The sequence below is a fragment of the Myroides phaeus genome (genome assembly GCF_009799805.1).
Lineage (GTDB): Bacteria > Bacteroidota > Bacteroidia > Flavobacteriales > Flavobacteriaceae > Flavobacterium > Flavobacterium phaeum_A.
Map to the genome: position 1 here is coordinate 1703287 of NZ_CP047050.1, position 14979 is coordinate 1718265.

Annotated in this window: 12 protein-coding genes; 4 read left to right on the forward strand and 8 right to left on the reverse strand. The window is 33.6% G+C overall.

Annotated elements, in window-relative coordinates; genetic code table 11:
- From GQS07_RS07645 to GQS07_RS07660, 4 genes are all read right to left on the reverse strand, one after another.
- Complete coding sequence (locus tag GQS07_RS07645) at positions 1–915, reverse strand: alpha/beta hydrolase (RefSeq protein ID WP_158210293.1); 915 nt, start codon at positions 913–915, stop codon at positions 1–3.
- Between the two features lie 1229 nt (positions 916–2144).
- Positions 2145–4787, reverse strand: coding sequence for a hypothetical protein (locus tag GQS07_RS07650; RefSeq protein ID WP_158210294.1), 2643 nt, complete (start codon positions 4785–4787; stop codon positions 2145–2147).
- 294 nt (positions 4788–5081) lie between these two features.
- Positions 5082–5594: an ankyrin repeat domain-containing protein gene (locus tag GQS07_RS07655; RefSeq protein WP_158210295.1), complete on the reverse strand. Its 513-nt coding sequence runs from the start codon at positions 5592–5594 to the stop codon at positions 5082–5084.
- A 62-nt stretch (positions 5595–5656) separates the two neighbouring features.
- The gene (locus GQS07_RS07660) at positions 5657–7177 is read right to left on the reverse strand and encodes a catalase (protein ID WP_158210296.1); all 1521 of its coding nucleotides are present in this window, start codon (positions 7175–7177) and stop codon (positions 5657–5659) included.
- Positions 7178–7483: 306 nt separating this feature from the next.
- On the opposite strand from GQS07_RS07660, the gene GQS07_RS07665 reads away from it, so the two are divergent.
- Complete coding sequence (locus GQS07_RS07665) at positions 7484–7792, forward strand: hypothetical protein (protein ID WP_158210297.1); 309 nt, start codon at positions 7484–7486, stop codon at positions 7790–7792.
- A gap of 60 nt (positions 7793–7852) precedes the next feature.
- On the opposite strand, the gene GQS07_RS07670 is transcribed toward GQS07_RS07665, so the two are convergent.
- Together GQS07_RS07670 and htpG are read right to left on the reverse strand one after the other, a co-directional pair.
- Positions 7853–8824, reverse strand: a complete 972-nt coding sequence (locus tag GQS07_RS07670; protein WP_158210298.1) for an EamA family transporter — start codon at positions 8822–8824, stop codon at positions 7853–7855.
- Between the two features lie 120 nt (positions 8825–8944).
- Positions 8945–10801, reverse strand: a complete 1857-nt coding sequence (gene htpG / locus GQS07_RS07675; protein WP_158210299.1) for a molecular chaperone HtpG — start codon at positions 10799–10801, stop codon at positions 8945–8947.
- A 174-nt stretch (positions 10802–10975) separates the two neighbouring features.
- On the opposite strand from htpG, the gene GQS07_RS07680 reads away from it, so the two are divergent.
- The gene (locus GQS07_RS07680; protein ID WP_158210300.1) at positions 10976–11434 is read left to right on the forward strand and encodes a lipocalin family protein; all 459 of its coding nucleotides are present in this window, start codon (positions 10976–10978) and stop codon (positions 11432–11434) included.
- A gap of 20 nt (positions 11435–11454) precedes the next feature.
- Positions 11455–12156, forward strand: a complete 702-nt coding sequence (locus GQS07_RS07685; RefSeq protein ID WP_090409095.1) for an OmpA family protein — start codon at positions 11455–11457, stop codon at positions 12154–12156.
- Positions 12157–12286: 130 nt separating this feature from the next.
- Here GQS07_RS07685 and GQS07_RS07690 read toward each other — a convergent pair whose 3' ends face one another.
- Together GQS07_RS07690 and GQS07_RS07695 are read right to left on the reverse strand one after the other, a co-directional pair.
- The gene (locus tag GQS07_RS07690) at positions 12287–13804 is read right to left on the reverse strand and encodes a PspC domain-containing protein (RefSeq protein WP_158210301.1); all 1518 of its coding nucleotides are present in this window, start codon (positions 13802–13804) and stop codon (positions 12287–12289) included.
- A 4-nt stretch (positions 13805–13808) separates the two neighbouring features.
- On the reverse strand, positions 13809–14138 hold the full coding sequence (locus GQS07_RS07695; RefSeq protein WP_090409090.1) for a PadR family transcriptional regulator: 330 nt from the start codon (positions 14136–14138) through the stop codon (positions 13809–13811).
- A gap of 382 nt (positions 14139–14520) precedes the next feature.
- On the opposite strand from GQS07_RS07695, the gene GQS07_RS07700 reads away from it, so the two are divergent.
- Complete coding sequence (locus tag GQS07_RS07700) at positions 14521–14976, forward strand: DUF4442 domain-containing protein (RefSeq protein ID WP_158210302.1); 456 nt, start codon at positions 14521–14523, stop codon at positions 14974–14976.
- The last annotated feature ends 3 nt before the right edge of the window (positions 14977–14979 follow it).

Below are 14979 nucleotides of genomic sequence, written 5' to 3' on the forward strand. Positions count from 1 at the left end.
TTACTGTTTAATAAAGTTAGCAATAAGTGGTACAATTTCTTTGTGTAACGGTAGCAATGGTTTGCTGTAAGTAGCTAAGTTTTCTTCGTCTTTTTCTACTGTTTTCAATACGTGATTCATCCCTTTTATGGTTGTTAAAGTTGCTGTTGGTAACGCTTTTTTAAGGAGTTCTCCTTGTTCAGTAACCACTTGCAAATCTTTATCTCCTTGAACAATAAGTACGGGTACATTTACTTTTTTAATTTCTTCTGTCGGATTGTATTTCATCCACGAAATTAAATACGCTTGATTGCCTGGATTATACAATCCTTGTAGCATTGGCGGAATATCAGTAGCGGGTTTACCACTTTTCAGTTGTGCGTGAATCGCTTTAATCTGTGTTTCAAAAAAAGGCATTTGTTTTATCAATTGCCAATCCATTATTTGGTCTATCGACTCTCCCGCACCTTGTAGAGAAACAAAATGTGTTACTTCTTTATTTTGAATAGTAGCCAGATTTGCCATCAACGCACCTTCACTATGTCCGATTAAAGTGATAGAAGGGTATTGATTTTTAAAATGAGCAATGATGAGGTTCACGTCTTTTACATTTTCGTCAAAGTCGTGTGTATAGTCTTTAATGGTATTGTTCTTCAATTTAGTGATAATGCGTTTGTCAAAAGTAAAGACATTAATGCCCTCTTGTTGTAACCCCTCAGCTAATAGTTTGTAGGAATTAGCATTCAAAGAAGGGAGGCTATTTCCATTTCGATCAGTAGGTCCAGAACCAGCAATGATAATAGCTAACTGCTTGCTTTCTGATTTTGCTTTGTATAAATCGCCTTGTAATTCTGCATCAATATCGATGGTTTGTGTTTGGGCAAAAGCAGGAGCAATTGCTAAACACAAGATAAGTGTGTGTAGTAGTTTTTTCATAGTTGGTTAGGTTAGTTGCCACCAATAGGTTAGCTATTAGTAGTTTTTAAAAATAAACAATAATAAACTAACTGGCAATAAGAAAACAAAAAGCCCATAATGAAGATTACAGGCTTTTCTCGTTTGTAAATAAAAAGTAGGTTACTTTATCGCAACAAGCATACTTAGGTTGTATGCTTTAGAGTTGAGTAACAATTTTACACCTTTGGCATCAGTATCATAAAATCGTATTTCAACAACTATAAAAGTTAATACATTATCCATAGGGCAAATGTTGTGCCACACGTGTTCTTCTACAAGGTTATTTTCAGGATTAAAATCAATAATTTCTTCATATTGAATGGGGTGTATAGAAAAGGCATTCGGCAATAAAAACCAAGTGCTAATGTGTAACGAAGCTTACTTGTAATCTTTCGGAATAAAAAACAAAAGCAGATGATAAGAAGATTATCTTATCACTATCTCATACGGTATTAAGTCGTAATTACCTCGTAATTAAGTCGTAATTCGTTCGCGAAAAAGGCCTTTAGGTGAGGTAATTACGACTTATTTACGGCTTATTTACGACTAAATGTCATTTAAAACCCTTTCAATCCCTTTATAGATAAGGGTTTAGAGAGAATTGAGTACAAAAGTGGGACGGAGTTTATAGTGCATATGATGTCATTTGATAGCAAATGATAGCAAATGATGTCAAAATAACCGCTTTGTCAATTTCTTTGTTTGGGCAATTTCTACTTTTGCATTAGATATAACAGACATTTGTTCTGCTTATTACCCCAATACAAGCTTGCTAAGTTCTTTGATATCCTTGTAAAACATAAATATCCGTTTGTTATAACTTAACTACTGCTTGAATTATAGTCGTAACTTATTCGAGACTGACACCACACAAATTCGAGAGATGTTCGGAAAACACCCCCTGTTTCCGAGCGAATGTGGGCGTTGTGTCGAACTTGTCTCGAACATGGTGTAAACAAAACTCGCGTAAGCCTTGTGTTTACTGTGATACCCCAAACAGCATTTGTACACTAAACAACTATAATTAAGGGGAAAACAACAAGTAGTTTGTTGTCATAAAGGCGAGAGCACAAAAACCAAAATAGGTTTATACCTTACATCTTGTTGGCATTATTGCCAGTTGAAACAATCAGATATAGGCATAAAAAAACACAGCCATCCTAAGATAGCTGTGTTGTATAAATTCAATTGAATTATTCGTTTATTTTCTACCAATAAGTAGCAGTTGAAAATAATTCATTTGCTGGATATAAATTAGTAGGGTCTATTTTTTTAGATAAGATAGGATCTACACTGATGTCTGCTTTTTTAATTTTAACTTCCATATCGTAGATTTTCTCATTAGACTCTTGCTTATAAATAGTCACTTTCAGTTTGTTTTTCTTCAAATCAAGAACCGTAAAGTTATCTTTTGCTTCTTCAGCATAAGCGTAACTGTCAGTAGCATAATTCAAATCTTGTACTGCTACAGTTCCTTCTTGTAAGATTCCCTCTTTAAAAGTGGCTTTGTATTTTACTTTACCCTTTTCAAAGTATTGGCATAAACCATCAAGGTTATTTTCTTTTAGCGTGTATTTGTAAACAGTATTTCCTTCTGCATCAGCAATAGTACGGTTAAGCGTTTCTGTACTAACATACGTATCAGTTGCTAAAACTACACCTGTTGTTGGATCATTGTAGATAGTCTCTTTTAATTCTCCATTACTATAAGTATTTGTTGTAACCGCATTCCACGTTTGCTCAGTTAAGACTCCTTGGTAAGGCATACCTTCACTATATTGTACACGTGAAACTTCATTACCTTCGTCGTCATAAGAGAAGTACATTCCGTGTAATAAATCGTCTTTGTATTCTCCTGAAGATTGAAGTTCTCCTTGAAGAAACTCTTCAATTTTCACTTTCTCTCCGTTTTCGTAATATGTTTTACTTGCAATAGTGTTTCCTTCGTTTTCAGAATCGTAGCTATAATAGTAAACGCTTTCTACACCAACTTTTTGTCCGTTTTTATAAACAGTTTCAGTCATTGTATATTCGTCAATTACATAAGTAGTTCCGTTATAAGGAGCATTATTTTTGTAAGTAACAGTAGAAACTAATTTTCCTTTAACATCATAAAACTTACCTTGTTTAGTGTAGTCAATCTCACTTTGTAAGTAGTATTTAGGATTTGTTTCAAACATATCTCTTGTTACAGGAGCATATTTTTTGCTGTAAACAGGAGTTCCAGCGTTGAATTTAGCAATTTGAGTAATCACTCCTTTATCGCTAAACTCATAATAAGTACCTGTTTTTGTATCAAAGTTGTAAGCACCAATTTCTTTACCAGCTTTGTCATAGTACGTTTCTGTAGCAGGTTCAATAGAAAAAGCTTGCGTATTGTAGTTCGAAACTTTGTATTTTCCACCAGTAGGGTAATAAGAAACAATTTTAGAAATGCTTCCAAAGGCATAGAAAGTTTCAGATAACATTACTGATTTTCCGTTTTCGACATCAAAAGTTGCAGAATACGTCATTTCACCTTTTTTGTATGAAGTAATTTGTGAAATTTCGTCATCAAATAAGGTATATACAGAACCATCCATATACGTTTCTAATTCGTAATACGGGTCAATTCCTTGTGTAACACGTCCTAATTCTTTTCCTTTTTTGTCGTAAAAAACAGTAGTATCTCCTTTGCGTTTTTCAAACACTTTTCCATTTTCATAGAAAGATGTTCTCTCTACAATTTTACCTTCTTTATAAAGTGTAGTTGCATTGTCTTCTACATACAATCCTTCATACGGATTATAACCATATTCATCATACGTCAACTGACCTTTTACAGTTCCGTTTTCGTTATAATAAACCGTTTTCTCTATAGAAGCGTCTTCTTTGTAGTTAGTAACAGCTTTAAGAGAGTTGTTTTTAGTATTTACGTAATACTCATCAACTTTGCGAACAGTATTATTTTCAAAGTGATAAGCAGAAGCAATATCATCTTCGTTTCCGTTGTAGTTGAAGTAGTAAATAGTACCTTCTTGTTCACCTACATACTCTGCATCAGAGTAAGTAAGTTTGTATTCCCCAAGTTTTTGTCCATTTTTAGCAAAGAAATTCTCTACACGTTGGTCGCTATTAATTACAGCTTCAGACTTTGTCTGACCAGTTGAGTAGAAAGATTTATTACCAACTAAGTTTCCATCTTCGTAAACATTGATCTCTTTAACACCGAATTTCTCGTAGTTAATAGCAGATGCAGTACCGTTATAAGGGCTACCATTTTCGTAAGAAGCACTATACGTTAATGCACCATTTACATCATAGAATTGCTCTTCAGTAATTACGTTTTCTTCGTCAAATATAAATGCTTGGCGATTTTTAGCGTTTGCAGGATTGATGATTTCATATTCTCTAAAAAGACCATCTACAGCTTTCATTTTGATGAATACATTAGACCATCTTTGGAATACTTCACCATTGTATAGTGAACCATTTTGGAAAGTACCTTCGTATTTTTCTCCTGTAAATTGGTTGATAGAGTTTATTTTGATCAATTGACCGTTGTTGTCATATACATAAGTAGCTTCTAACTTTCCTTGAGGAGAGAAGTTTTCTACATTACCACTATAAAGTATGCTTGAATCATCTTGAACAATACCTTTTCCTTTCGTTTGAATCTTTTTAGTTTTTGCGTCAAATGTTTCAATGATGCTTAACTCTTGACCTTTGATTGGCTTGATAAGTTTAAAAGCTTTCGCTTCTTTTTTAGCTACTTTGTAGTCGAAAGAATCTACCCAAAGTGTGTCTTTTGCAACTTGGCCAAACATTGACGAAGTAAAAAGTAATGCCAATGGAAATATTTTTTTCAGCATAGTTTGTTTATTAAATTGATTTTGTGTGTTTTTCTCAAGGGTAAATGTAAAAAAGTCATTTATAATATTCGAATATTTTGGCTTTTATTTACCTAATATTCGTGAATTGCGACATTTTATAGCATTCGGAAATATGCAACAATAGTGTAAACATAGCTGTTTTTAGAGGTTTTATTTTTACTAAAAATAAAAATGCCCTTACATTTTTGTAAGGGCATTGAGGTTGAAATCAGTAGTTTACAAATAGTAAACTATAACTTCTAACAAAAAAAGAAAATATTTGACACTGAACTTTTATTGCAAAAGAGCGATTACCTCTTTATTTTCTTGAATTAAAGCATAATCTAAGGCTGTTTTACCTCTATTATCCTTTATTTCTTTATCCGCACCAGCTTGTAGGAGTAGGTTTGTTACTTCGGCTTTACCGAAAGTAGCAGCAAAAATCAAAGCAGTTGCTCCGTTGTAATTCGATTGATTAACTGATGCTTTTTGCTCAAGTAATAAGGCAACAATTGTGTTGTATCCTTTAAAAATAGCTCCCATTAGAGCACTATTTCCTGACGAATCTTGTGCGTTTGGATTAGCTCCATTTTGCAATAGTAAAAGTGCAACGTCGTAATTATTGTAATAACAAGCTAATGTTAAAGGAGTATTTCCTCTTTCGTCAGCCTGATTTATATCTGATTTTTGTGTGATATAACTTTCTATTTCAGCCACGTTATTCGTGCGAGCAGCAGAAAATATGTCTTGCGCTTGTGCAGCAAAACACAATAGTGAAAATAGAAGTGTAGTAATGAGTTTTTTCATAGCAATTTAGTTGTTGTAAGAAACAAGGGAGTGTGGGGATGCTCCCTTGTTAGTAAATAGTTTTATTTGATGTATTCTTGAATATCCGCAAGTTTTAAATTAGTTGCTTTCAATAAAGAGTTACCGTAGTTTTTATCTGCTTGGTAGAAAAATGCAATCATTTTCTTAACAATCACTTTATTGTGAACACTATTTAATGCCCCGCTTAAGTTTTTGATTAAGTTTTCTTTATCTTGTTTAGAGAAAGAATTGTATAAATCACCTGCTTGTTTAAAGTTGTTTTCTTTGTCAATTACGTGTTGTGTAGTACTTGTATTAGCAGTGAAAACAGATTTAGAGTATTTGAATTTAGCATTGTCAACAACCTCTGGTTTGTTTGTAGATGGTTGATAATTTACATCTCCTGATTGTGGACGTAACGACATATACCCATTTTGGTTATACGTTGTCACTTGATTTTTAGGTTGGTTTACAGGAATCTGTTGGAAGTTACCTGTAAGACGGTGACGTTGTGTATCTGCATAAGAGAATAATCTACCTTGTAATAATTTATCTTCAGACGCTTCAATACCAGGAACAAGGTTAGAAGGAGCAAAAGCCGCTTGTTCTACTTGTTGGAAATAGTTAGTAGGTGTTTGATTTAACGTCATTGTACCTACTTTGATCAGTTTTGCAACAGACTCAGGCCAGATTTTAGTAACGTCAGTTGGGTTGAAATCTAAAGCATCAAAGTCTTCTCTTTTCAACATTTGAACGTATAAGTCCCATTTAGGGAAGTTACCAGCTTGGATGTTGTTATATAAATCCAATGTAGCGTGTTCTACACTTTTAGATTGAATTTTATCAGCCTCTTCTTGTGTTAGGTTTTTTCTTTCTTGTTGAGGTACCCATTTGTATTTTACATACGTTACTTCACCTTCTGCATTTACCCATTTGTAAGCGTGTACACCATTACCTTCCATTTGACGGAAGTTAGCAGGAATACCATAGTCAGAGAATAACCAAGTTAGCATATGTGTAGACTCAGGTAAGTTTGAAAAGAAGTCAAACACACGGTTAGGGTCAGACACCCCATTTGTTAAAGGAGATGGTTTAAAAGCGTGAACCATATCAGGGAATTTGATAGCGTCACGAATAAAGAACACAGGTAAATTGTTTCCTACTAAGTCGTAGTTTCCTTGTTCAGTATAAAATTTAACAGCAAAACCACGCGGGTCTCTATATGTTTCAGGCGAACCTTGTTGGTGAGTTACCGTTGAGAAACGAGCAACTAATTGTGTTGTTTTACCAGCTTGACTTAAGAAGTCGGCCATTGTAACATCAGAAAAATCTGCTGCAGCTACAAATTCTCCAAATGCTCCAGCACCTCTTGCGTGTACTACTCTTTCAGGAATACGCTCTCTGTCAAAAGCAGCCAATTTGTCAATTAAGTGAATATCTTCTAACAACACTTGTCCGTTGTTTCCGATTGTTTTTGAGTTTTGGTTATCTCCTACAGGAGCACCAGAGTTTGTTGTTAGTGTTTGTCCATAAGAACAAGTTGCCATTGCAAATAATCCTAATGCTATAGTTTGTTTTATCATTGTGTAATATATTTAGCAGTACAAGTAATTTTGTACACTGCAAATGTATCTTGCTAAGCAGGGGATAAGTAGCATTTGTCAATGATTGTCCTTATTTAAGTATAAGATAATTTGATAGTAATATTTTTAATGATAGATAAAATCTTTTGTAACAGTGTTTTATATTCGCCAATTGTACTTGAAAAATAGGTTGTAAATCTTAGAAAAGAAATAAAATAAAATAAGGGAGTTAAGAGATTTATTGAGTAAAGGATTTTTTAACTACTTAATGGTTAGCTAATTTTGTAGTTAATTCTAAACAAAAAAATGAAAACAAATTTATTAGTACTTTTAGCAGTAATGTTTTTTTCTTTGACAGCCTCGGCTCAAAGAAAGAAAAATGGAACGCCAGATATGAGATACAAGGCAAATAAGGAGCAGTATGGTACATCATATACAAAAAGTTCTAGCTCATATTCACAGCCAGTGAATTATAATAATAAAAATAATTATAGTAATGGAGGAACTTATAAGGTCCAAAATGGTTATAGAAAAAGCAACGGAACTTATGTTTCACCACATATAAAAACATCTCCAGATAATAAGAAATATAATAATAAAAATTATTATAGATAATATAAAAAAAGCCTCCCTATTCAGGAGGCTTTTGCTATTTGATATGTTTTGAGCTTTTGGTTAAGCTTCTACTTTTTTACTTTTAAAGATAAGTGAACTATTCATTAAGAAGATCGCACTTAAGATTAAGATAATTCCAACCCATTGGATTAAGATTACTTGCTCTCCTAATACTAAAAAGGCAACACTCACCGAAACCGGAAGCTCTAAAGAAGAGATAATACTTCCAAGTCCTACTCCAGTATGAGGGAATCCCATATTTAAGAAGATAGGAGGTAAGATCGTACCAAACAAGGCTAACAATAATCCCCACGTATAGAAAATATTCCAATTGAAATCTCTAATTCCAGTAGTATTGTCAGAGAATTGGTTAAACAATCCCATCATTGCTTCAGAGTTATTTGGACCTACTTGTGTAAGGATTACGAAGATCGCCACAATGATAAATGCACCACATAACATAAATAAACTACGCTTAGGAGCAGGAAGGTGGTTTGCCACTACGTTAGACGCAAACATTGTAGTTGCGAATGAACAAGAAGCTAAGAAACCAAAGATTACCCCTCTAATGTCTAAGTTAATTTCGTTTGCTAATACATTAGTAGCTAAGACTGTTCCGAATAAAATTAAACAAACAGCAACGATTTTTAATAAACTTGGGAAGGTCTTTGTAATAACACTTTCGATTACAACACCAATCCAAACAGATTGCATTAATAGTACTACGGCAATTGAAGCGTCGATATAACTTACTGCCATATAGTATAACACAGAAGTGAACCCCATTGATGTACCAGCAAACATTAACTGTTTGATATCTTTTTTTGTAGGTTTAAGATCAGTAGGTTGTTTTTTGCGAATCATATTAATGATTAACATTCCCACTAAACCTAATACAACTTGCGATAAGGTAACTTCAGCAGTTGTGTATCCGTGTTGATAAGCTAATTTTACAAACGAGGCCAGCATTCCAAAACTTGAAGCCCCAATAGCTACTAAGAAAACTCCTTTTACTATATTCTGTTCTTTCATCTTTTATTATTTTGCTGTGCAAAGGTACTTAATATTTTTTGAGCGAATTAGGACAATTGTCTAACAAAAAAAGCCTATAGAAATGAATCTATAGGCTTTTGATTTGAAGTGCGTTAACTCTTATTTCAATTTATTGAAATTTCTTTTTACGAATTCAGTAAGTTCTTCCCCTTTTAATAAACCTTGAGAAAGCTTAGCTAAATCCATTGCTTGTTTAATGTTTGTTGTTCTTTCTTCCTCATTAGCATTGTTGATAATGTTACTTGCTAACTCAGAGTTTGTATTTACAACTACATTGTACATTTCAGGTAAGTTACCCATACCGAACATACCGCCACCACCTGATTGGCTCATTTCTTTCATTCTTCTCATAAACTCAGGTTGCGTGATGATAAATGGTTCAGCTGTGCTATCCATAGCTTCTAACTTCACTGTATATTTATCTTTAGGAACAATGTTTTCTACGATTTCTTGTAATGATTTTTGCTCATCTTCAGAAAGTTTAGAAATCTCTGTTTCTTCTTTTTTGATTAAGTTGCTGATGTGGTCAGCATCTACACGAGCAAAAGTCATTTTCTCATTATCGCTTTCTAACTTTTGGATTAAGTGAGAAACGATAGGAGAGTCAAGTAACACTACTTCGTATCCTTTATCTTTTGCAGCAGCGATATAGCTGTGTTGTGCATCTTTATTAGAAGCATAAAGAATTACTAAGTTACCATCCTTGTCAGTTTGGTTTGCTTTAGTAGCCTCTTTTAATTCTTCTAAAGTATAGTATTTGTTATCTACCGTTGGGTAAAGAGCAAAAGCACCAGCTTTTTCATAGAATTTATCTTCAGATAACATTCCGTACTCTAAAACGATTTTAATATCGTTCCATTTTGCTTCAAAGTCAGCTCTGTTTTCGTTGAATAAAGATTTTAACTTATCAGCTACTTTACGTGTGATGTAGTTAGAAATCTTTTTCACGTTTCCGTCTGCTTGTAAGTAAGATCTTGATACGTTCAATGGAATGTCTGGAGAGTCAATTACCCCTTTTAACATTGTCAAGAATTCAGGAACGATTCCTTCTACATTATCCGTTACAAACACTTGGTTTTGGTATAACTGGATTTTGTCTTTTTGCATTTGAAGATCAGCACTCAACTTAGGGAAGTAAAGAATACCAGTTAAGTTAAATGGGAAGTCAACATTCAAGTGAATGTGGAATAACGGCTCTTCAAATTGCATTGGATATAACTCACGGTAGAAGTTTTTGTAATCCTCATCCGTTAATTCAGATGGTTGTTTAGTCCAAGCTGGGTTAGGGTTGTTGATAATTGTATCTACTACAACTTTATCATCACCTTCACCTTCTTCGTGTGTACCAAATTTAATTGGCACAGGCATAAATTTGTTGTACTTCGTTAAAAGTCCGTTGATTTTAGACTCTTCTAAGAAGTCTAAAGAATCCTCAGCAATGTGTAAAACAATTTCAGTACCTCTTGACGTTTTATCACAATCCTCTAAAGTGTACTCAGGACTACCATCACAAGTCCAATGTGCAGCAGGCGCATCTTTGAAAGATTTAGTTAAAATTTCAACTTTATCAGCTACCATAAAAGCAGAGTAGAAACCTAAACCAAAGTGTCCGATGATTCCTGTGTCTTTAGCAGAATCTTTGTATTTTTCAAGGAATTCTTCAGCACCTGAGAAAGCAACTTGATTGATATATTTTTCAACTTCCTCTTTCGTCATACCAATTCCTTGGTCGATAATGTGAAGTTTCTTGTTTTCTTTGTCGATTTTTACCTCAATAACAGGGTTTCCATACTCAACGCTTGCTTCTCCAATACTTGTTAAATGCTTTAATTTTAAAGTAGCATCAGTAGCATTAGATATTAACTCTCTTAAAAAAATTTCATGGTCACTGTATAAGAACTTTTTAATAAGTGGGAATATATTCTCCACTGTAACGTTAATTTTTCCAGATGTCATAATTGTATGTTTATTTAGTATTTGAATTTTTAATATTTTTGTGATGTACTTAGGACAAAAAAGATACCAAAGGATTTAGCGTGTCATTTTGTCAGATTTAAGGCGGAGTGTCTAAATATTCACTATTTTTGGGTATACATTTTGTAACTATGTATTAATGTAAAAAAAAGAAATATGAAAAAAGTATTATTATTTGGAGCTGTAGCGTTAGCAATGGCGTCTTGTAAACCAACGATGGATACAAAATCACAAGTTGGAATTAAGGGGAATTGGACATTGACAAACATCAAACATATTGGTGGTGAGTTTGTGAAAGTAAACTCATTCAATATTGCAGATTCTCAATGTTTTATTGGTAGTCAATGGAAATTTGTTTCAAACAATAATTCAGGAAACGTAGCCTTGAGTCAAGGAGGAAATTGTCCAAGTTTTGAAAGTTCATTCAAATGGACAGTAACACCAAACGGAAGCTTCGAATTTAAGTTCGTAGATGAGGGGGTAAAAGCGAAACACGTTACTACAGGATACTCTATGCAAGTGAGAAATCAGACCGCAAATTCGTTTGAACTTGTGGATAAATTCTACGCTGGAGGACAAACTTACGACGTGACATATCATTTCGAAAAAAACTAAAAAAATAAAAAATAAGTAAGATGAAAAAAGTAACCACGTTTGTATTAGCAGGTACATTGCTTGCAACTTCTTTTACTTTCACTGGATGTGAAGCTGTACAGAATTCAAACAAGACACAAAGAGGTGCTGCAATTGGGGCAGCTGGTGGAGCTATTATTGGTGGTATTTTAGGTAATAACATTGGTAAAGGCGGAAACGGAGCTCTTGGTGCTGTTTTAGGTGGAGTTATCGGTGGATCTGCCGGTGGAGTTATCGGAAACAAAATGGATAAACAAGCTCGTCAAATTGAGCAAACTGTTCCAGGTGCACAAGTTGAAAGAGTTGGAGAGGGAATCAAATTAGTATTGGGTGAAAACTCTGTAAACTTTGATATTAACTCTGCTACATTGACTACAAAAGCAAAAGCAAACCTTGATAAATTAGTTAAAGTATTTAAAGAAAACCCAGATACATATATTGATATCTACGGATATACTGATATTACAGGGAGAGAAGAGTACAACTTAAGTTTATCTAAAAAGAGAGCTGCTTCTGTAAAACAATACTTAATTCAACAAGGTATTGCTGCTAATCGTATGGTTGCAGATGGTTTTGGTATTGCTGATCCAATTGCTTCTAACGAGACTAAAGCAGGACAAGCTCTTAATAGACGTGTAGAGTTTGGTATTCGTGCAAACGAGAAAATGATTCAAGATGCTCAAAACGAATCTGGTGTTCGTTAATTGAGTTTTCTCATAAAGTAAAAAGGGAAAGAAGTACAGTACTTCTTTCCCTTTTTTTATGGTTTATAGTTTGTAAAAACTACAGGTAATAATTGAAAAATATTTTATCATAACACGTGTTGGTTTCCTTTTAAAGGGAGCAATCAACACAAGTTAAGGTTTGATCTTCTTGCATTTTATACCAATGCTTAGCTTCACCTATTTGTTGTTGGTCTATTAAAGCTGCTTTTATAACCTCATTGATATAAACGCTTTTTCCTTGTGGGATGTAAATAGAATATTTCAATTTAGCCTCTGTTGTTTCGTTATTATTGAAACTACTCGCTATTAATAGTACATTGTCTTTTTGTTCAAACTGAATAGCTTGTATTTCATTAGAATAGACTAATTCAGACTGTTTTCCTTTCTTTGTATATCTTGCCTCAGCAAAGTTAGTACCCGATACTTTTCCGTAGATTTCATCTTGAAAAGAAGGTAGTAATTCGATTTCAATTGGTAATGTGTTTGCTGTATTTGTTACTTCAAAACCATCTGTTGTAGAGCGGTTTGAATCAAAGTAAGCAGCGTCAACAAATTTGATGTTTAAACTATCTGTATCGTAAAAGGTAAAGTTAGTTTGTCTCTCCACGCGTTGTCTGTCCATTTGATTACCTAAATCTTCCCAGTTCTTAGCATTTGCAAACGGAATAGCAAATAGTCCTAATGTGATAAACCAGATAACAATTAACGAGATAATTGTAGCCGCTACATATTTGATATTGGTGTATATTAAACGCAATCCAATAATTAACAATCCAATGAATGGCAAGGTAACTAACATAAATACTAATGCTATTGTTCTACCATAGTTTGCTTCAGAGAATAAAAAGAATGGAACCCCTTCAGCAGCTGTTTCTGCTAAGATAAAATCTTTGTTTATCCATACTCCAATGGCAGCAACTATAATAGTTAATAAATTAATTGCACTAAAAGCAATGAACCCAATACCGAATATATATCTAATCCACTTACCACTTTTTTCTCCAGCTACTTGAGTTTGTCTTTTGATGTTGTCATAATCAATATCGTTGATTTTATTAGTAACATAAGAAACATTCTCTTTAACCTTTTTTTCAATAGTTTCAATATTGATAGGTTCTCTCTCCATTTCTAAGCGTTGAGAGGTAGTCTTTGCAGCAGGAATTATAATCCATAAGATTAAGTATAGTAACACACCTGTTCCGTAGAATACCAATAAAAAAGCAAATAAGATTCTAATCCAAACAACATCAATTTTGAAGTAGTGCCCTAAACCAGCTAATACACCTCCGATAACTCCTTTATCTGTATCTCTGTACAGTTTTTTCTGTCCAGTATAGATGTATTCTGTTTTTATAGTTTCTTCATCGTCAAGGATATAATCTTCTGGTTTTCCCATAATATTGATTACTTCCTCTACGTTGCTCTCTGTAATTACTTGATTAGTATCTGTAATTTTCTCATTGAATAATTCAGCAATTCTTATTTCGATATCGTGAATGATTTCATCTTGTTCTTCCTGAGCGAAAGTACGTCTGATCGCTTGTAAGTAATGATCTAATTTGTGGTAAGCATTCTCGTCAATGTGGAATACTAATCCACCTATATTTACAGTTAATGTTTTGTTCATCGTGTTAGTTTTTTGAGGTTATAGCTTCTACTGCATTTGCAAGTTCAGACCAGGTTTTAGCAAGTTCGTTTAAAAACTCTTCTCCCTTTTCTGTCAGTTTGTAATACTTGCGAGGAGGACCAGAGACAGATTCTTCCCATCGATAAGACAAGTAATCGTCGTTTTTAAGTCGTGTTAGCAAAGGATAAACAGTTCCTTCAACAACAACCAGCTTTACGCTTTTTAGTTCGTCCAGTATTTCAGAGGTATAGCAGTCTTTCTGTTTTAAAATCGAAAGAATACAGAACTCTAAAATTCCCTTGCGCATTTGTGCTTTAGTGTTTTCTATATTCATAATTACTTCTTGGTCTTTGTTTCTTATGCAAAGATATATCTAAAGGCAGGTACTTTGTATTACATAGTACTATAAATTAACAATGATTTAACAATTGAAAAAAAAGGAATATACTTCTGTAAGGAGTGTTTTTATATTGTAACTTATTGGTTGTTAATGTTTTGTTTTTGTGTTACCTTTTGTTTTAGGCAGTTTTAATTATTTCAGGATTAAGAAGATATATTTATTTTAAGTAGCATATTAGGCATACATTTTTGGGTGTGAAAGTAATTTAGCATCGTTTAAAGGAAGATATATAAGTCTAAAAAAGGGTATTTACAGGAAAAAGAGAAGAAAGTAAATCATTCAACTTTTTTTGTATATTTAGTAAAAATCTAAAAGAATGGAGTTTACAGTTTCAAACATAAATAAGTTTTTGTTTTTCAAATTGCCTTCTGCTTATTGGACAGGAGTGCGTATGAAAGAGATTAGTAACACAACAGCTGTTACTACAGTTAAGCATAAGTGGGCAAATCAAAATCCGTTTAGATCAATGTATTTTGCAGTACAAGCAATGGCGGCTGAATTATCGACTGGAGCTTTAGTAATGAGAAAAATACAAGAGAGCGGACAGAAGATATCGATGTTAGTTGCTAACAACAATAGTTCGTTTACCAAAAAAGCAACCGGTCGTATTTACTTTGAATGCGTTGACGGAGCATTATTAGACGAGGCGATTGCTAAGGCGATTGCTACGGGAGAAGGGGTTACTGTATGGATGAAGTCTGTTGGTAAAAATGAGAAAGGAGAGCAAGTTTCTGTTATGAACTTTGAGTGGACATTGAAGGTTAAAAAATAAGCG